Source organism: Variovorax sp. 01N425, from assembly GCF_056399465.1.
In genome coordinates this window covers 480,022-498,526 of sequence record NZ_JBFTRJ010000002.1, presented here as the reverse complement: position 1 = coordinate 498,526, position 18,505 = coordinate 480,022, and the positions used below count along the sequence as shown (strand labels likewise).

The 18,505-nt window shown below is 69.0% G+C and carries 13 protein-coding genes; 4 read left to right on the top strand and 9 right to left on the bottom strand.

Features of this window, described 5'->3' with window-relative positions:
* Positions 1-56 precede the first annotated feature (56 nt).
* Positions 57-1,307 (top strand): phenylacetate--CoA ligase family protein, encoded by a 1,251-nt coding sequence (locus AC1DSC_RS05480; RefSeq protein ID WP_436288191.1) that lies wholly within the window; start codon positions 57-59, stop codon positions 1,305-1,307.
* A 42-nt stretch (positions 1,308-1,349) separates the two neighbouring features.
* Here the strand turns inward: AC1DSC_RS05480 and AC1DSC_RS05475 are convergent, their stop codons facing one another.
* Complete coding sequence (locus tag AC1DSC_RS05475) at positions 1,350-1,925, bottom strand: type 1 glutamine amidotransferase domain-containing protein (RefSeq protein ID WP_436288192.1); 576 nt, start codon at positions 1,923-1,925, stop codon at positions 1,350-1,352.
* Between the two features lie 144 nt (positions 1,926-2,069).
* Positions 2,070-3,260, bottom strand: a complete 1,191-nt coding sequence (locus AC1DSC_RS05470; protein WP_436288193.1) for a M48 family metalloprotease — start codon at positions 3,258-3,260, stop codon at positions 2,070-2,072.
* A 204-nt stretch (positions 3,261-3,464) separates the two neighbouring features.
* Here AC1DSC_RS05470 and AC1DSC_RS05465 point away from each other — a divergent pair, with 204 nt between their 5' ends.
* Positions 3,465-4,439, top strand: a complete 975-nt coding sequence (locus AC1DSC_RS05465) for a tripartite tricarboxylate transporter substrate-binding protein (protein ID WP_018905152.1) — start codon at positions 3,465-3,467, stop codon at positions 4,437-4,439.
* Positions 4,440-4,515: 76 nt separating this feature from the next.
* Here AC1DSC_RS05465 and AC1DSC_RS05460 read toward each other — a convergent pair whose 3' ends face one another.
* Positions 4,516-6,642 carry a carboxypeptidase-like regulatory domain-containing protein gene (locus AC1DSC_RS05460; protein WP_436288194.1) on the bottom strand — a complete coding sequence of 709 codons (2,127 nt, stop codon included), beginning with the start codon at positions 6,640-6,642 and terminating at the stop codon, positions 4,516-4,518.
* 181 nt (positions 6,643-6,823) lie between these two features.
* Between AC1DSC_RS05460 and AC1DSC_RS05455 the strand changes: the two genes are divergently transcribed.
* A complete protein-coding gene (locus AC1DSC_RS05455; protein ID WP_018905154.1) occupies positions 6,824-7,804 on the top strand; it encodes a helix-turn-helix transcriptional regulator in 981 nt (326 codons plus the stop codon).
* Between the two features lie 30 nt (positions 7,805-7,834).
* Here AC1DSC_RS05455 and AC1DSC_RS05450 read toward each other — a convergent pair whose 3' ends face one another.
* The gene (locus AC1DSC_RS05450; protein WP_307593387.1) at positions 7,835-9,928 is read right to left on the bottom strand and encodes a PQQ-dependent dehydrogenase, methanol/ethanol family; all 2,094 of its coding nucleotides are present in this window, start codon (positions 9,926-9,928) and stop codon (positions 7,835-7,837) included.
* 159 nt (positions 9,929-10,087) lie between these two features.
* Here AC1DSC_RS05450 and AC1DSC_RS05445 point away from each other — a divergent pair, with 159 nt between their 5' ends.
* The gene (locus AC1DSC_RS05445; RefSeq protein ID WP_436288195.1) at positions 10,088-11,359 is read left to right on the top strand and encodes a helix-turn-helix domain-containing protein; all 1,272 of its coding nucleotides are present in this window, start codon (positions 10,088-10,090) and stop codon (positions 11,357-11,359) included.
* A gap of 4 nt (positions 11,360-11,363) precedes the next feature.
* Here AC1DSC_RS05445 and AC1DSC_RS05440 read toward each other — a convergent pair whose 3' ends face one another.
* The 5 genes from AC1DSC_RS05440 to xylF all read right to left on the bottom strand — a co-directional run bounded on the left by AC1DSC_RS05440 (position 11,364) and on the right by xylF (position 18,411).
* Entirely contained in the window at positions 11,364-13,802 is a 2,439-nt protein-coding gene (locus tag AC1DSC_RS05440; protein ID WP_436288196.1) for a membrane-bound PQQ-dependent dehydrogenase, glucose/quinate/shikimate family, read from the bottom strand.
* A gap of 114 nt (positions 13,803-13,916) precedes the next feature.
* Complete coding sequence (locus tag AC1DSC_RS05435; RefSeq protein ID WP_436288197.1) at positions 13,917-15,080, bottom strand: ROK family transcriptional regulator; 1,164 nt, start codon at positions 15,078-15,080, stop codon at positions 13,917-13,919.
* Positions 15,081-15,099: 19 nt separating this feature from the next.
* Complete coding sequence (locus AC1DSC_RS05430; protein ID WP_436288198.1) at positions 15,100-15,876, bottom strand: ATP-binding cassette domain-containing protein; 777 nt, start codon at positions 15,874-15,876, stop codon at positions 15,100-15,102.
* Between the two features lie 211 nt (positions 15,877-16,087).
* Positions 16,088-17,278, bottom strand: a complete 1,191-nt coding sequence (locus AC1DSC_RS05425; RefSeq protein WP_319439916.1) for a sugar ABC transporter permease — start codon at positions 17,276-17,278, stop codon at positions 16,088-16,090.
* A 110-nt stretch (positions 17,279-17,388) separates the two neighbouring features.
* Entirely contained in the window at positions 17,389-18,411 is a 1,023-nt protein-coding gene (xylF, locus tag AC1DSC_RS05420) for a D-xylose ABC transporter substrate-binding protein (protein WP_436288199.1), read from the bottom strand.
* Between the last annotated feature and the right edge of the window lie 94 nt (positions 18,412-18,505).

Sequence of the window (18,505 nt, the reverse complement as noted above, 5' to 3'; positions counted from 1 at the left end):
CCCTCTCCCCAAGGGGAGAGGGAGCAAGACCGAACAGAAAGACAAAGGGTACGGACATGACCGACCACTACGACGCCCTCGAAATCCGCGACCCCGCCGAGCGCGAGCGCGACCTGCTCGCCGCATTGCCGAAGCACATCGCGCAGGCCCAGACCGCCGCGCCCGCGTTCGCCAAGATCCTCGATGGCGTGAAGCCCGCCGACATCACCACGCGCGAGGCGCTCGCCAGGCTGCCCGTCACGCGCAAGGCCGAACTGCTCGAGCTGCAGAAGCAGCGCCGCGCCGACGATCCCTTCGGCGGCTTTTCCGCCATCGGCCGCGGTGCCCGCATGCCGCGCGTGTTCGCGAGCCCCGGCACCATCTACGAGCCCGAGGGCGAGGCGCGCGACTACTGGCGCACGGCGCGCGCGCTGCATGCCGCGGGCTTTCGCGGCGGCGAGCTCATCCACAACAGCTTCAGCTACCACATGACGCCCGCCGGCTCCATCATGGAAAGCGGCGCGCGCGCGCTGGGCTGCACCGTGTTCGCGGGCGGCACCGGCCAGACCGAGCAGCAGCTCGAGGCCATGGCCGACCTGAAGCCCGAAGGCTATGCGGGCACGCCGAGCTTCCTCAAGATCCTGTTGGAGAAAGCCGAGGAGAAAGGCCTGAAGCTGCCCTCGCTCACCAAGGCGCTGGTGTCGGGCGAAGCCTTTCCGCCGAGCCTGCACGACTGGATTGCCGCGCATGGCGTGCAGGGCACCCAGTGCTACGCCACCGCCGACCTGGGCCTGGTCGCCTACGAGACCAGCGCGCGCGAAGGCCTGGTGCTCGACGAAGGCGTGCTGGTCGAGATCGTGCGCCCCGGCACCGGCGACCCGGTGCCTGACGGCGAGGTCGGCGAGATCGTCGTGACCACCTTCAACCCCGACTATCCGCTGGTGCGCTTTGGCACCGGCGATCTTTCCGCCGTGCTCGCGGGCACCTGCCCCACCGGCCGCACCAACAAGCGCATCAAGGGCTGGCTCGGCCGCGCCGACCAGACCACCAAGGTGCGCGGCATGTTCGTGCACCCCTCGCAGGTGGCGGAGATCGCGCGCCGCTTTCCGGAAGTGCAGCGCGCGCGCCTCGTGGTCTCGGGCGAGATGGGCGACGACCAGATGACCTTCAGGCTCGAATGCGCAGCCGGTGCGCCGGCCGGGCTCGATGCGCGCATCGCCGATGCGGTGCGCGAGGTGACCAAGCTGCGCGGCACCATCGAGCTGGTGGCGCCGGGCACGCTGCCGAACGACGGCAAGGTGATCGAGGACGCGCGCAGCTACAAGTAGCGGCGGCCCCGGGCAGGCGCCGCGCGCTTCGGCGCCCCATGCTCAATGGATCGCAGCCTCGTGCGCGAGCTCGAACATCGTCGTCATCTCGCGGATGAACGCGGGCAGGTCGCCGGGCCTGCGGCTCGTCACCAGGCCGCTGTCGACCACCACCTCCTTGTCGACCCACTTTGCGCCGGCGTTGTGCAGGTCGGCGCGCAGCGAAGGCCACGAGGTCATCCTTCGGCCCCTCACGCCGCCGGCATCGATCAGCGTCCAGGGCCCGTGGCAGATGGCCGCAATGGGCTTGCCCGACTCGACGAAGGCACGCACGAAGGCCACGGCCTTCTGGTTGATGCGCAGCGCGTCGGGGTTGGCGACGCCGCCGGGCAGCAGCAGCGCGTCGAAGTCGTCGGCATCGGCGTTCTTGAGCGGCACGTCGACCTCGAAGGTGTCGGCCGGCTCGAGCTGCTTCCAGGCACGCACGCTGCCGTCGAGCGGCGAAACGATCTGCGTCTGTGCGCCGGCCAGCTCAAGCGCCTTGCGCGGCTCGGTCATCTCGGCCTGCTCGAAGCCGTCCGCCACGAGGATGGCAACCTTCATTCCGTCCAGTGAAGAAGAAGAGATGGTGGTGGGCATGGGTGAGTCACTCCTTGAAGGTGGTTCTTTTGATGGCAATGACACTTCACCCTAGGGCCCGCGCCCGCGGCGCGCATCGGCGCGCGCCGGGTCCGCCTGTCGGACGGTTCGACGGGCGGCAACCTTCTTTTACGGCGTGCGCTGCTATTTGCGGCAGCTGGCCGGCAGCGCCTTGTCCTGGAGGCCGTCGCCGGCCACGCAGTTCCACGCGATGCCGTCCTCGGTGGCCGAGGGCTCCATGCGCAGCGTGCCCTTGGCCTTTGGAAGCACCGCCTCGACCACCATGGTGTCGGGGTCGAGCGTCAGCTCCGAGCCGCCGGGCAGGGTTTCGGGTGCGCCGGCCGCGGCCAGGGAATCGGGAATCTCTTCCTTCTGCTTGTAGTAGCTGCCGAGCGCTTCGCGCACCGGTGCGGCTTCGGACCAGGCCTGCGAAACGGCCGCGCGCGACTCGTATTGCTGATAGGCCGGCAGCGCCACCGCGGCCAGCACGCCGATGATGGCCACCACCACCAGAAGCGCCAGCGCGCCGCCGCCGGCTCGGCCGGCGTACGGCACGAAGACCGCGAGCAGGTAGGCCACCGGATTGCGGCTCGGCAGCTTCGCGCCCGGATCGATGGCGCGCGCCACGCGCTTGGTGAGCCAGGGGTAGCCGGCGATCAGTTCATGGAACGAGGCCCAGAAGCCGCTGTTGCCTACCGACTGGTCGGCGTAGCGCTGCAGGTCGACGTGGCGCCACTGCTGCGCGCCGGCGGCCAGCGCCACGAGCGCGCGGGGCGCGGAGTCGGTCTGCGTGCAGCAGGCGGCGCCGTGCAGGTCGCAGGTGTATTCCTGGGCCCGCGAATAGGCGGCGCCGAGCAGCGGCAGCCACAGCACCGGGGCGCGCCAGATGTGGCCCGTGAGGTGGCCGCGCCGGATATGGCCGAGCTCGTGGCCGATGTAGAAGTTGATGCCGTCGGGCTGGGCTTCCATGGCGTCGACCACGTCGGACAGCAGCACCACGAAGTTGCGGCCGAAGAAGCGCGTGGCAAAGGCATTGAAGATGCCGTCGCCGTGCAGCAGGTAGGCCTCGGGCGGGTTCTGGATGCCCAGATGGCCGCAGCAGGCCAGGAACCGCGCATGCAGTTCCGGCAGCTGGGTGGGGGAGAGCTTCACGGCCGTGCCCTTGATCCAGGCGATGACGGCCGATTGCGCGAACACGTAGGCGATGAAGCCGAGCAGCACATAGACGAGCGCGATGCCCACGGTGCCCAGGACCAGCAGTGCCCAGACCAGCAGGCCAAGCCCGAGCGTGATGTTGCCGAGCCAGCGCTCGCGCGGATAGACCCATGGATCCATTGGAATTTCCTCCTCGATGCGGCCCGAAGGCCTGCGGTGTTGTGGTTTTTCTTCGCGCCCCTCCAGGCGCGGCTTGCGAGCCGCATCATGCCCCAGGAAGGGGCGCATCTCGGCCCACCCCTAAGGGCTATTCGCTATTCGTCAGGTCATGGTCAGCCTTTATGATCGCGGCCATTTTTGAATTTCACCAACCGAGAGACACTCATGAAGAAACTGCTTGCACTCACGGCATTCGCCGCTGCTGCCGCCGGCGCCCATGCCCAGGATTTCCCCGCAGGCAAGACCGTCACGCTGGTGGTGCCTTTCTCCGCCGGCGGCCCGACCGACCGCGTGGCCCGCGACCTGGCCGAAGCCCTGCAAAAGACCCTGGGCACGACGATCGTGGTCGACAACACCGCAGGCGCCGGCAGCTCCATCGGTACCGCCAAGGTGGCCCGCGCGGCGCCGGACGGCTACACGCTGCTGCTCAACCACATCGGCATGTCGACGATGCCTGCGCTCTACCGCAAGCTGCCGTTCAACGTGGAGAACGACTTCGAATACCTGGGCATGGTCAATGAAGTGCCGATGACGCTCATCGGCAAGCCGACGCTGCCGGCCAACAACTACAAGGAGCTGACGGCCTGGATCGCGGCCAACAAGGGCAAGATCAACCTCGGCAATGCCGGCCTGGGCGCCGCCTCGCACCTGTGCGGCCTCTTGTTCCAGAGCGCGCTCAAGGTCGAGATGACGCCGGTTCCCTACAAGGGCACCGCGCCGGCCATCGCCGACCTGCTGGGCGGCCAGATCGACCTCCTGTGCGACCAGACCACCAACACCACCTCGCAGATCGAGGCCAAGAAGGTCAAGGCCTACGCCGTGACCACGAGCAAGCGCCTGACCACGCCGGCCCTGAAGGACCTGCCGACGCTCGCCGAATCGGGCCTGAAGGACTTCGAGGTCTCGATCTGGCACGGCGTGTACGCGCCCAAGGGCACGCCGGCACCGGTGCTGAAGAAGCTCAACGAAGCCATCAAGGCCGCCATGAAGGACCCGGGCTTCATCAAGCGCGAGGAAGCGCTGGGCGCCGTGATCACCACCGACAAGCGCACCGAGCCGGCCGAGCACAAGAAGTTCGTCTCGGCCGAGATCGCCAAGTGGGGCCCGATCATCAAGGCCGCCGGCGTGTACGCCGACTGATTTCCCCCGTGCTCAAAAAAAGAGCCGCCGGCCCTCGGGACCGGCGGCTTTTTTCATGGCGTGACAGCAGAAAAAATCAGGGCAGCGTGACCGTCCACACCTCGAAGTTCTTGCGCACGTCGACCTGGCGCGCCGTGCGGGCCGTGAAGCCGAAGGTGCTGATCGAGGAACCCTGGGCGTACTGCCAGCTGCTGTTGCCCGCCGGCACGCAGTGCGTGTCGCTCGCGCCCACCGGCTGGCAATAGACCATGGCCTTGCGCGCGGTGCTGCGCACGGTGACGGTTTCGCTGAAGCGCGCGCCGCCAGCGCCCGGCGCCCTGCCGAAGACGCTGAACGAGGTGGGCGCGAGCGCACCGGCCGGAACCGTCCAGCCGTCGAGGCCGCCGTCGGCGCTGAAGTCGACGTTGTTGGGCTCCGAAGGCGTGGGTGCCGCAAAGACGATGCCGCGCGGGCTGCCCAGGCTTTCCGCGAGCACCTGGGCACGCAGCGCGGGCGTGAGTTCCACCATGGGCGTCTGCACGGCTTCCGCGATGGTGGGCACGCGGGAGAAGGTGCGCACGTACTGCACCACGTTCGGCGTCGCGCCGTCGGCGTGGAAGAACTCGAGCTTCCACACCGACTGGTCGGCGATCTTGCCAAGCTCCTCGTCGGTGTACGCCGGCGTGGCAAAGAGGTTGGCGTTGTCGAAATCGCTCGGGCTGCCGGGCTGGGCCGGGTCCAGGTAGCGTGCGGACATGCGCCACACCCCCGAATTCAGGGCCGAACCGGCCGTGCCGTCCGGCGTGAGCACCAGCGAGTTGAGGCCGGCCTTGGGCACCAGCACCAGTTCCTTGCCGGGCAGCGATGCGGTGGTTGCCACCACCTTCGACAGCACCGGGTTGCCATTGCCGTCGCGCACGTTGTCGACCGAAACCGCGTAGCCGACCGAATGGAACACCAGGTTCTGGTGCTTCAGGTAGTCCTTCTTGTCGAGCTGGGGACGCACGAAGGCGCGGTAGGTGTTGCCGTTGCCGGTGAGCTTCAGCGCACCGTCCACGATCTTCGCGTTGAAGACGTCGTTGTCGGTGTTGCCCAGGACGTCGGTCCAGCGGTAGGTGAGAGCGATGTCGCCGTTCTTGTGGAAGTATTCGAAGTTGCCGCGGTCGTGCTTCAGGTTGGTGGGGCCGAAGCGGAACAGGCTTTCGAACGAGCGGCGCGCACCGCTGCTCACGCGGCCGATGGGCGCGCCGGCCGCCACGAAGCTGGCCGGATCGTCGTTCACGAACAGCGTGCGGCAGGCCGGCGCCACCACGTTGGCGGCGCTGCCGTAGGCATTGCCGTCGGCCTCGATGGGGCTGTCGACGCGCTGTGCGAGCGGCAGCGCATAGCAGGCGTTGATGCGATCGAGCAGCGCCTGCACCATGGCCGGCGTGGGCGGCTGCACCAGCGTTGCGGCATCGATGGCGGGCAGCGCCGCAATGGTGGCGTCGCCGCTGCGAAAGACGATGGACACCGGCGGGCTGTCGTCGCCGGCGGGCAGCGCCTTCACCGTGATCTCGATGTTGGATGCGGTGCCGTCGGGGCGCACCGACACGTTGAGCGCGTCGAGCACGCGGTCCTGGCCGGTGCCGTTGGCCTGGAACTCGCCGCTCATCGGGTCGATGCTCGCGTCGAGTGCGCTCAGCAGCGGCTGCAGCGCAGCCAGCAGCTTGGACACCTGGTCGCCGATCGATCCGGCCGTGACGGCGCCGGCGTCGGCCTGGATCGCGGCGGCCAGCTTGGCCGGGTCGCCGTTGGGCGCGAGCTGCGCCACCACGATGGTGGTCAGCGGCGTCACGTTGGTGGTGCCGGTGGCGGTGCTGGCGGTGGTGCTGTAGAGAGTGAGGTCGTCGCGCACGGCCTGGATCACCAGCGGCGCCTTGGTGCCGGCGGGCAGCGAGCAGCTGTAGCTGCCTTCGGCCGTGGTGGTCACTTCGCAGACCTTGGCGCCGGTCTGGTCGAACACCGTGAGCACCGCGCCGGCCAGGGCTGCGCCGGTGGCGACGGTGCCGCTCAAGGTGGTCCCGGCCGCCGCGGGCGGGTCGCCGCCGTTCGAGGCCGGCGGGATGAAGCCGAACCCGCCGCCGCCGCCGCCGCCACCTCCACCTCCTCCGCCGCACGCGCCAAGCAGCGCCAGGGTGACAACGGACAGCGCATGGGGAATCTTGCGGGTGAGAGAGGGCATCGGTGGGCTCTTCGAAGGGGTTTGAAAGCCCCGGACCATCCGGGGCCTGCAAACAATAGCTTTCACTTTTCCAAAAAAAATGATGCAAATGCATCATTCTTGAAATCCGCCGGCGGGCCGCAGGATGGAATCACCTGAACATGGGATGCGCGCTGCGCGGGCGCGATGGAAAACTTCGGCGATGACCCGGCCTGCCGCCCTGCACGACTTCAGCGAGCTGCTGCTGCGGCTCTACCGGCTCTCGCACGAGCTGCCGATCGATGCCTTCCAGGATGCCGCGCTCGATCTCATCAAGCCGGTGCTGGCTTTCGACTCGTCGATGTGGGGCACCGCCACCCGCACCGACAGCGGCATCGACATCCACACCATCCACCTGCACAACCAGCCAGCGGAAATGCTGGCGGCCTATGAAGAGGTGAAGCACCTCGACACCGCCGCCGTGGAAGTGGGCAAGCGGCCGAAGTCGACGCTCTCGTTCAATGCCAATGCCTGGTTCCACCGCAAGGACCAGGCGCAGCTGCGCGCGTATGGCGAGCGCTTCGAGCAGTCCAACTTCTTCATCAGCTCGGACGTGCATCCGCAGACGAATTTCGTGCACTGGCTCAGCCTGTTCCGCTCGGACCCCGATGCGCACGGCACCGAAGATGAACGGCAGCTGCTCGCGAGCCTGGCGCCGCACGTGATGCAGGCGCTGGCGCTCAACCGCATCGTGCACCTCGACCGGCTCGAGGCCGGCGGCCAGGCGCCCGGCGGCTCCGCCATCGGCGACCTGCGCGGCGTGCTCTATCACGCCGACGGCCCCTTCGAGGCGACGATGAAGGCCGAGTGGCCGTCCTGGCACGGGCGGACCCTGCCCGATGCGCTGCTCGCGCACTTCCTCGGCCGCCATGCGCGCTACAGCGGCCGGGCGGTGGTGGTCACGCACCACGTGGAGCAGGGCCTGCTGTTCCTCAAGAGCCGCATGCGCTGCCTGGCCGACAGCCTGACGCCGCGCGAGCACACCATTGCCGAGCTGCTGGCCCGCGGCGACACGCACAAGGACATTGCGGCCATGCTGAACCGCTCGCCCGCCACCGTGCGCAACCACATCCAGTCGATCTACGACAAGCTGCAGGTGGGCAACGTGGCGGGCCTGATCCAGGAGCTGCGGCTCGCGGGCTGACCGGCCCGCGCCGGTTGCGGCCCCGCGGCCTCACTTCGGCCGGATCGCGTCGGCCGTGCCCTGGATGAAGGCCTTGATGCTCTCGATGTCTTCGCCCGAGAGCTTGCCCGTGAAGTCGGGCATGCCGCGCGCCATGGCCGGGCCCTTGAGGATGAACTTGTCGAGGTTCTCGATGTAGGCCGCATCCATGTAGCCGAGGTTCGGGATGTTGCCGCCGCGGTCCACGCCCGGCACGCCGTGGCAGAACACGCAGTTGCTCACATAGAGCATGGTGCCGGCCTGGACCTTGGCGGGGTCGTACTTCACGCCCTGCACCAGCTTGTCCATGCGGTACTGCACGAACTCGGGCATCTTCGCGCTGCCGCCCACCGCAAAGGTGTAGACCGTGCCCGGACCCTGCCGCTCGGTGGCGCGCTGCGCCAGGCCGTACACGCCGCCCCAGCCCACCGCGACCGACACGTACTGCTTGCCATCGACCATGTAGGTGGTGGGCGCGGCCACCACGCCGGTGCCGGTGGCCGTTTCCCAGAGCTTCTCGCCGGTCTTCGCGTTGTAGGCCACCAGGCGGCCGTCGGCCGTGCCCTGGAACACCAGGTTGCCGGCGGTGGTGAGCGTGCCGCCGTTCCAGGGCGAGACGTAGTCCACGCCCCAGGCTTCCTTCTGCGCCACCGGGTCCCAGGCGACGAGGCGGCCGAAGGGCTTGCTCTTGGGCGGCTCGGCGTTGGCGAACATGGCGGTGTTCCAGCCGAGCGCGGCGTGCGGCCGGCCCGGTGCGTTCTGGTCGAACTTCCAGTCCTTGTCGTCCATCAGGTTGATCGGGATGTTCTGCGCCGGCAGGTAGGCCAGGCCGGTCTGCGGGTTGAACGACATCGGGTGCCAGTTGTGCGCACCGAAGGGGCCGGGAATGCTGTCGCCGGGCTTGTCGTTCTGGCGCGCGGCCGCGATCTCGATGGGGCGGCCGTTCTTGTCGTAGCCCGTGGCCCAGTTCACGTCGACGAAATTCTTCGCCGAGATGAACTTGCCGTTGGTGCGGTCGATGACGAAGAAGAAGCCGTTCTTCGGCGCATGCAGCAGCACCTTGCGCGCCTTGCCGCCGAGCGTGACGTTGGCCAGGATCATCGACTGGGTGGAGGTGTAGTCCCAGTTGTCGCCCGGCGTCTCCTGGTAGTGCCACACGTACTTGCCGGTGTCGGGGTTCAGGGCCACCACCGAGCCCAGGTAGAGGTTGTCGCCGCCCTTCGGGCTGCGCTTCTTGTGCGCCCAGGGCGAGCCGTTGCCGGTGCCCACGTACATCAGGTTGAGCTCGGGGTCGAAGGCGAAGCTGTCCCATGCGGTGCCGCCGCCGCCGGCCTCCCAGTACTTGCCCGAAGGGTCCCAGGTCTTGGCGGCGCGCGCCATCGATTCGTCCTCGAAGGGCTTGGCCGGGTCGCCCGGCACCACGAACCAGCGCCACTTCTGCGCGCCGGTCTTCGCATCGTAGGCCGTGACGTAGCCGCGCACGCCGTACTCGGCGCCGCCGTTGCCGATGATGACCTTGCCCTTGAAGACGCGCGGCGCGCCGGTGATGGTGTAGCTGCCCTTCTGCCCCTCGATGGTGTTCTTCTCCCAGACCTTCTGCCCGGTGGCCGCGTCGAGCGCGATCAGCCGTCCGTCGAAGGCGCCGACGTAGACCTTGCCTTCGTGCAGCGCCACGCCGCGGTTCACCACGTCGCAGCAGCCCCTGAAGCCCTTGGACTTGTCGACCTGCGGATCGAAGCTCCAGAGCTTCTGCCCGGTGCGCGTGTCGATGGCATGCACCACGCTCCACGACGCGGTGACGTACATGACGCCGTCCACCACCAGCGGCGTGGCCTCGACGCCGCGCGTGGACTCGAGGTTGTAGGACCAGGCCAGCCCCAGCTGCTTCACGTTGCCGGCATTCACCTGGTCGAGCTTGCTGAAGCGCGACTCGGCGTAGTCCAGGCCGTAGCTCGGCCAGTCGGGGGTCTTCTTCTGGGCCGCATTGGCGCGAACGAAGTCGCCGTTCACCTGCTTGGCGGCCGAGGCCTGCGCCGCGGCGGGCGAGCTGCCCAGGCACAGCAATGCACCGGCGAGCGCAAGCCAACCGGAGTGGATCTTTTTCATCGTGGGTCTCCTTTGTGCCGCAAGGATCGGTTGTGCCGCGCTCGCGTTCACCTTCGGGATTTCCCCAGTCCGGCGCTGTTCCATTGCGGAACACATTCGACGGGGGCAGCGATCTCCCCTTCCTTCCTGATCCCCCCATTTCGAGGAGCGGCGAACAGCATGGCTTTCGAACGGCTGGGCACGGCAACCGCGCCGCGCCAACTTTTTTCCAGCACGCCGGCGCAGCGCGTGGCGCTCGCGCGGCAGCAGTTCTTCGAGGAAGGCGTGCGGCCATCGGGCCTGGTCGGCGAGGCGGTGATCCAGTCGTGGCTGCGCTGCACCCGCAACCACAGCGACCGGCAGCGCATCGTGCCTTTCGATGCGGTTACGCCGAGCCGCCTGCACGCCACGCTGGCGCGCAACCGCGAGCTACTCGAGGTGGCGCGGCAGGAACTCGCGAGCATGGAAAGCGCGCTCGCGGGCACCGACTGCCGCGTGATCCTGACCGACGGCGAAGGCGTGGTGGTGCACGTCACGCACCAGCCGGCCGCCGCGCATCAGCCGGTGCTGCGCAAGACCGCGCGGGTGGGCGTGAACATTTCCGAGCGCATCGTCGGCACCACGGCGCCCGGCATCGTGGCGACCACCGGGCAGGCCTGCACGGTCGACGGCGCGGAGCACTACTTCGACGTGCTGTCGCAGATGCAGTGCGCCGCGGCGCCGATCCGCGACGTGGCGGGCCGGCTCGCGGGCGTGCTCGACATCACGATGGAGGCGCGGCGCTTCGGCTTCGATGCAGCCTCGATGGTGGGGCTCTACGCCACCACCATCGAGAACCGCCTGCTGCAGGCGCAGTCGCGCGATCACCTGATCCTGCGCTTCCAGGCCAGCCCCACGCTGCTGGGCACGCCGATGGAAGCGCTGGCCGGCGTGGCGCCCGACGGCACCATCGCCTGGCTCAACGGTGCCGGCGCGCGGCTGATCGGCCGCCTGCCCGAAGAGGCCTGCGAGCGGGATGTCGAATCGATGCTGGGCCACGACCTTGCGAGCCTGCTGCGGCTCGAAAGGCGCGAAGCCGCGCAGCCGCTGCGCCTGGCGAGCGGCCTGGGCGTGTGGGTGCAGGCGCGCCTGAAGGCTGCGGACGGCGTGGACTTCAGGCATGCGGTGGCGGTGCCCGGCGACGCCGGCGCGGTGTTGCCCGCCGAGCCCGCGGCGGCGGCCCAGCCGTTGGCGGCGCACGAGCACACGCCAGCGATCGGCTCGCACCATGTGCCGGCGGAAGCACTTCCGGGCGAAACCCTGCGCGAGCACAGCCGCAAGCTGATCGAGGACACGCTGGCGGCGCAGGGCGGCAACGTCTCGCAGGCGGCGCGGCAGCTGGGCGTGTCGCGCGGCACGCTGTACCGGCGGCTGCGCGGCTGGCGCGAAGAGGACAAGGTCGCGCCGGGCTGAAGGTTCAGCGCCTGGGCAGCGCGTAGGCGATCACGTGGTCGCCGGTGCGCGTGCCCAGCGAGCCGTGGCCGCCCGCGGCCACCACCACGTACTGGCGCCCGTCGCTGCCGCGGTAGCTCATCGGCGTGGCCTGTCCGCCCGCGGGCAGGCGGCTGCGCCAGAGCTCCTTGCCGCTGGCCACGTCGTAGGCGCGCAGGTAGTAGTCGAGCGTGCCCGAGAGAAAGGCCACGCCGCCGGCCGTCATCATCGGCCCGCCGAGGCTGGGCACGCCCATCGCAAAGGGCAGCGGCAGCGGCGAGCTGTCGCGCACGGTGCCGTTCTTGTGCTTCCACACCACACGGCCGGTGCGCAGGTCGGCCCCGGCCACATGGCCCCAGGGCGGCGCCTGGCACGGCAGGCCGAACACCGAGGTGAAGGCGCTCAGCTGCACCGCGAACGGCGCGCCGAAGTTCTCGTTGAGCGCGGGCAGGCTGTCGTTGGGCCGGTCCTTGCCCTGCACATAGAGCGAGGTGTCGTCGGCGCGCGGAATGAGCCTGGACACGAAGGCCAGCGAGGCCGGCGTGGTGAACGCCATCTGCCGCACCGGGTCGACCGCCACGCCGCCCCAGTTGAAGACGCCGAAGTTGCCGGGGTAGATCAGCGAGCCCTCGGTCGACGGCGGCGTGTAGCGGCCTTCGTAGCGCAGCCGGTGAAAGGCGATGCGGCAGGCCAGCTGGTCGAACACCGTGCCGCCCCACATGTCGGCCGGCGTGAGCGCGGGCGGATCGAAGGACAGCTCCGACACCGGCTGCGTGAGCGAGGTGTGGTCGCCCGCGGCCGGCCCCTGCGGCGCGGGCCGTTCATGAACCTTGGTCAGGGGCTTGCCGTCACGCCGGTCGAGCACGAACAGCTCGCCCTGCTTGGTCGGCTGCACGAGCGCGGGCACCGTCTCGCTGCCGATGCGCAGGTCGACGAGGCTGGGCTGCGAGGGCACGTCGTAGTCCCAGAGGTCGTGGTGCACGGTCTGGAAGCTCCAGCGCACGCGGCCGGTGGCCAGGTCCAGCGCCACCACCGAGGACGAATAGCGCTCGGCCCCTTCGGTGCGCTTGCCGCCCCACTGGTCGGGCGGCTGGTTGCCGGTGGGCACGTAGACCAGCCCGAGCGCCTCGTCCACGCTGGAGATCGACCAGCTGTTGGGCGAGTTGGCCGCGTAGCTGCGGTCGGCCGCGATGGGTGCGGTGTCGTCCGGGTTGCCCGAATCCCAGTTCCACACCAGCGCGCCGGTGTCGATGTCGAAGGCCCGGATCACGCCCGAGGTCTCCTTCGTCGAGACGTTGTCCAGCACCGTGCCGCCCACGATGACGAGGGAGCGCGTCACCACCACGGGGGAGGTCGAGTAATACGAGCCGGGCTTCACGTTGGGCATGTTCTTCCAGAGGTCGATCTGGCCCGTGCCGCCGCCGAAACGCATGCAGGGCTTGCCGCTCCCGGGGTCGAGCGCGATGACGCGGCCGTCGGCCGTGGGCATGAAGAGCTTGGCGTCGCAGTCGCCGCCGGCGGCGAGTGGCGATGAAGCAGCAGCCGCTGCGGGCGTGGGCCGCACCGCGCTGCCCGGGTCGTAGGACAGGCCGCGGCAGGTCAGGTGCTGCAAGGCCAGCGGGCGCCGGATCTCTGGCGTGTAGCGCCAGAGCTGCTGGCCGGTGGTCGCGTTCAGCGCCACCACCGACTGGTGCGGCGTGCAAAGAAAAAGCCGCTCGCCGATCTTCAGCGGCGTGACTTCGAAGGTCGTCTCCTCGGGGTCGCCGCTCTGGCCGCGCACGTCGCCGGTGCGGAAGTGCCATGCCTCCTGCAGCTCGCCCACATTGGCCGGCGTGATCTGGTCGAGCGCCGAATAGCGCTGGCCCATGCCGTTGCCGCCATAGGCCGTCCAGTCGTCCTTCGGCGGGGCCGGTGCGGTATTGCCCGATGCCGCGGCGGGTGCCGCGGCCGCCGGCATGGCGCCTTCGATGCGCGTTGCATCGCGCGTCCACGAGAACACCCCGGCAGCCAGGAAGGCCAGCAGCACCACGCCGAGGAAGCCGCGCGCGGGCGCCACGCCCGCGGCGCTGCGGCGCCCGAGCGCACGCGCCACCCAGGGCGTGAGCAGGAACAGGCCGAGCACGAAGAACACGTCGCCGCGCGCTGCCAGCGGCCACCAGTCGAAGCCCACTTCCCACAGGGCCCACACCAGCGTGAACGCCACCACGGCCGCATAGGCCCAAAGGCCCGCGCCGCTGCCGCGCGGCAGCAGCACCGCGCAGGCGATGAGCCCGAGCCCTGCCGCGAGGTAGTACCACGAGCCGCCGAGCACCACGAGCCATGCGCCTGCCGCCCCCAGCCCCAGGCCTGCAAGGCCGATGACGACGGCGGTGATGTTGAGCAGCGCGGAAGAAGGCGCACGAACGCGCGCGGCGGCATCGGGCATGGCATGGGCTCCAGGTTTTGATCGAACCTAGGCCAAGGCCGCGGCAATGCGCGTAGGCGGTTTGCGCATGTCGCCGTGCATCACCGCAATCGCGGCCGCCTGCCGCCGATCTTTTTAAATAGAAGGTATTCGGTCTTCGTTGCGCGCGGCGCGGGCCCGGCGCGTGCGCGCATCGGGCTGCAGCGGCCTGAGGTATTCGTGCAGCGCCAGCGCCGCGGCACCCACGGCGGGTGCCAGTGCAAGGTAGCGCGCAATGCGCAGATCGGGTGCGGGCATGCCGGCCGCATCGGCATGGCGCCCGACCCACTCGAAGGCCGCCTGCGCCAGCCCGAGATGGCCGGTGCAGGACTTGCCGCCGAGCACGATGGCGCGCGGATCGAAGGTCACCCACAGGTTCTGCAGCAGCACGCCGAAGAAGGCTGCCGCGTGCGCCATGCCGGGCGCTTCGCGCGCGAGCGCGCGCGAGCCGAAGAACGCCTCGGCGCAGCCGCGGCGCCCGCACGAGCACAGCGGCCCATCGAGCTGCAGGATGGTGTGGCCGATCTCGCCCGCCATGCCTTGCGCGCCCGTGAAGAGGCGGTCGTTCAGCACCACGCCGGCGCCCACGCCCACGTCGCAGCTCACGAAGATCAGCGGGTCCGCGCTCTCGCCGCCGGAGAACTCGTACTCGCCGAGCGCGGCGGCATCGGCGTCGTTCTGCAGCTGCACCGTGACGCCCGGCAGCCTGGCCGCGGCAAAGGCTTCTTCCAGCGCGGGCAGCAGGCTCACGTTGCGCCAGCCGAGGTTGGGTGCAAAGCGGACCACGCCGGTGCAGTCGTCCACCGCGCCGGGCACGCAGACGCCGATGCTCGACAGCCGCAGCCCCAGTGCGTTGAGCTGCCCGTGCGCCGCCGCGGCCATGCGCGCGACCTGCGCGCAGGCGCCGGCCGGTGCGCTGTCGGCCAGCGCCTGCGTGTCGGCATGCAGCACCTCACCCTGCATCGAGACGCACACCAGGCGCACCGTCTCGACCGCGATCTCGACACCCATCAGCGCGCGCACGCCGACGTTGATCCGCAGCGGCGTGGAAGGGCGCCCCAGCCCATCGGCAACGGTGGTGCCCGCTTCGCTGAGCCAACCCTCGTCGAGCAGTTCGCGCACCAGCAGGCTCACGGTCGACTTGGTGAGGCCGCTCTCGCTCGCGAGCCGTGCGCGCGACAGGCCCGGGCGCGCGCGCAGGAGGCGCAGCAGCACGCTGCGGTTCATGCGCTTGAGCAGCTGCTGGTCGCCGATGGTCACGGGGCCACCCTGCCTTCGTTCACCTGTGGGCCTGCTCTTTTCCTTCGGGGCGCTTGCCGGCGATGATCATGCCGAGCACTTCGTCTTCGGTGACGTCCGCGGTGCGGTAGGTGCCCACGAGCCTGCCGTTCTTCATGACCGCGACGCGGTCGCTCAGCGAGAACACGTCGGGCATGTCGTGCGTGATCAGGAAGATGCCGACGCCATCGGCCTTGAGCTGCTTCACGAGCCCGCCGACCATCGCGGTTTCCTCGGGCCCGAGCGCGGCGCAGGGCTCGTCCATGATCAGGATGCGCGCGTTGAAGTACAGCGCACGCGAGATCGCCACCACCTGCCGCTGCCCGCCCGAGAGCCTTCGCACCGGAATGCGGATGTTGGTGAAGTTCTTGTTCAGGCGCTGGAACACCTTGCGCGCCTGCACTTCCATGAAGTGGTCGTCGAGCGTGTTCCAGCGCGTCATCTTCTCGCGGCCGAGAAAGAGGTTCGATACGGAGTCGAGGTTGTCGGCCAGCGCGAGGGTCTGGTAGATGGTCTCGATGCCGAGCGCCTGCGCCTCGGCGGGCGTGCGGATGTGGACCTTCTCGCCCGCGATCAGCGTGTCGCCCGAATCGACCGGGTAGGCGCCCGCGAGCATCTTCATGAGCGTGGACTTGCCCGCACCGTTGTGGCCGAGCACGGCCACCACTTCGCCGGGATGCAGGTTGATGCTCACGCCGTCCACGGCCTTCACGCCGCCGAAGGCCTTGCGAATCTCCTTCAGTTCGACCAGGGGCTTCGAGGTGTCGACCGTGGTCATTTGGATTCCTTTTGCGGTGTGGCGATTTTTGCGTGCGGGGCTCCGATGTTCGGGGCGCGTGCACAGGCCACCGGGTACTCCCCTCCGCGAATGTCCCCCGCCTTCGGCTCCTCCTTGATTTCGCTGCGGGGAGCACCCGGTGCCCTGTGCACTGGGCACGCTCTGGGTGTATCGCTGATCAACGACTGCTCTGTCCAACGCACTTTCATCTCTAGTTCTCCCCGAACTTGCGCCGGTACAGCACATCGAACACCACCGCCACGATCAGCACCTGCCCGATGATCACCATGCGCTTGCCGATCGGCACGTCGAGCAGCAGCATGCCGCTGTCGAGCGACTGCATGATGAGCGCGCCCAGCACCGAGCCGAAGATCGAACCGGTGCCGCCCGCGAGCGCCGTGCCGCCGATCACGGCCGCCGCGATCACGTACAGCTCCATGCCCGTGCCGAGCGAGTTGGTGCCGGCATTGAGCCGCGCGATCGACACGATGGCCGCCACCGTCACCAGCACCGCGAGCAGCGCGAACAGCATCAGCGTGACGCGCTTGACCGGAATGCCCACCAGCGCCGCCGCATCGGGGTTGCCGCCCATCGCGAACACATAGCGGCCGAAGCGCGTGCGGTGCACGATGAACGACAGCACGATCGCCACCACGGCCCAGATCAGCACCGGGATCGGCAGGCCCTGCGGCGCGTCCTTCGAGGCGATCTGGTAGTTGTTCATGACCGCCGCGAAGACGAACACCACGGCCGCCGGCACCGCCGTGAGAAGCAGCTCCAGCCACAGCGGCTCGTTGGGCATCTCGTGGTGCGCGCGAGCGCGGCGCTTCTGCAGCATGCGCGCGAACAGCACCAGCGCCACGAAGGCCGCGAGCACCCAGGTCATGGTGGTGCCGATGCCGCCGTCGTAGCCGCCGCCCAGGCGCTGGAAGAATTCGTCGTTCACGGGCTGCGTCTTGCCGTCGGCCACCAGGAAGGCCGCGCCGCGGAACGACATCAGCCCGCCGAGCGTGACCACGAACGAGGGCACGCCCAGCATCGCCGTGAGCCAGCCCTGGTAGATCGACACCAGCAGCGCCACCGCGAGCCCCGCGAGGCAGGCCGCGGGCCACGACCAGCCCGAGGTGTATTGCAGGTACGCGATCAGCACGCCGACGAAGCCCATGACCGAGCCGACCGACAGGTCGATGTGGCGCGCCACGATCACCAGCACCATCACCGTCGACACGATGCCCACCACCGCCGTCTGCTGCGCCACGTTGTAGAGGTTCTCGGGCGACAGGAACACGCCGCCCGACATCACGTTGAAGACCACCCCCATGGCGATCAGCAGCACGCTCATCAGCAGGAGCCGCAGGTCGACGCCCGTGCGCCGCCACCAGCCTGGCGTTGGATTGCTCATTTTTCAGGTCCTCTCGAAGGAACAACAGGTGCGCGGCGGCGGTCCGGACAGGCCCGTGGGCCCGCCGGACGCGGCAGTGCGGCGCGGATCGGCGGCGCTTCTTCTTGCTGCTACTTGCAGGCCGCGGGTGCGCTGGCGGCCGGGACGCCCTTGCAGAGCTCGTCCTTCTTGATCCAGCCGGCCTTCACGACCACGTCGAGGTTGTCGCGCGTGATCGGCACCGGCGTGAGCAGGCGCGACGACAGCGAGATCTTCTTCGGCCCGGAATTCCAGGGCGCGGCCTTCTCGACCGGCTTGCCCTGCGACAGCGCGATGGCCGCGCTGGCGGCCTCGCGGCCGAGTTCGCGCGAGTCCTTGAAGATGGTGGCGGTCTGCGTGCCCAGCGCAATGCGGTTGAGCGCCGCGAAGTCGGCGTCCTGCCCCGACACCGGAATGCCGCGCAGGCCCTTGGCCGTGAGCGCGGCCACCGCGCCGCCGGCCGTGCCGTCGTTGGCCGCCACCACCGCGTCGACCTTGTTGGCGTTCTTGGTGAGGATCTGCTCCATGTTCTTCTGCGCCACCTCGGGCTTCCAGCCTTCGGTGTATTCGTCGCCGACGATCTTGATGTCGCCCTTCTTCACCGCCGCGTCGAGCACCTCCTGCTGGCCCGCGCGCAGGAAGTCGGCGTTCGGGTCGCTCGGCGAGCCCTTGATGATCACGTAGTTGCCCTTGGGCTTGACCTTGAAGACCTCGCGCGCCTCCATGCGGCCAACCTCGACGTTGTCGAAGGTGATGTAGAAGACGCCGGGCGCCTCGATCAGCCGGTCGTAGGCCACCACGGGCACCTTCTGGCGCGTGGCCTTGGTGACGGCCGGAAGGATCGCGTCCTTGTCCATGGCCAGCACGATGAGCGCCTTGGCGCCCTTCGACATCAGGCCCTCGATGTCGCCCAGCTGCTTCTCGGGCGAGCCGCCCGCGTCGGCGCTGATGTACTTGGCGCCGAGCTTCTCGAGCTGCGCCTTGATCGCGGCCTCGTCGGTCTTCCAGCGCTCTTCCTGGAAGTTGGACCAGCTCACGCCGACCACGGTCTGGGCCACTGCGCCCACGGCAGAAAGGCCGAAGGCCACGGCGGCCAGGGTGTGCTTGAGTTGCATGGATGTCTCTCCTTGGAAGGGTGTGCCCGGCGAAGAACGCCGTGTAAGAAATTAGTTAGTTTGAAGGGCGAACTAACTATCCCATCGTGGCCGT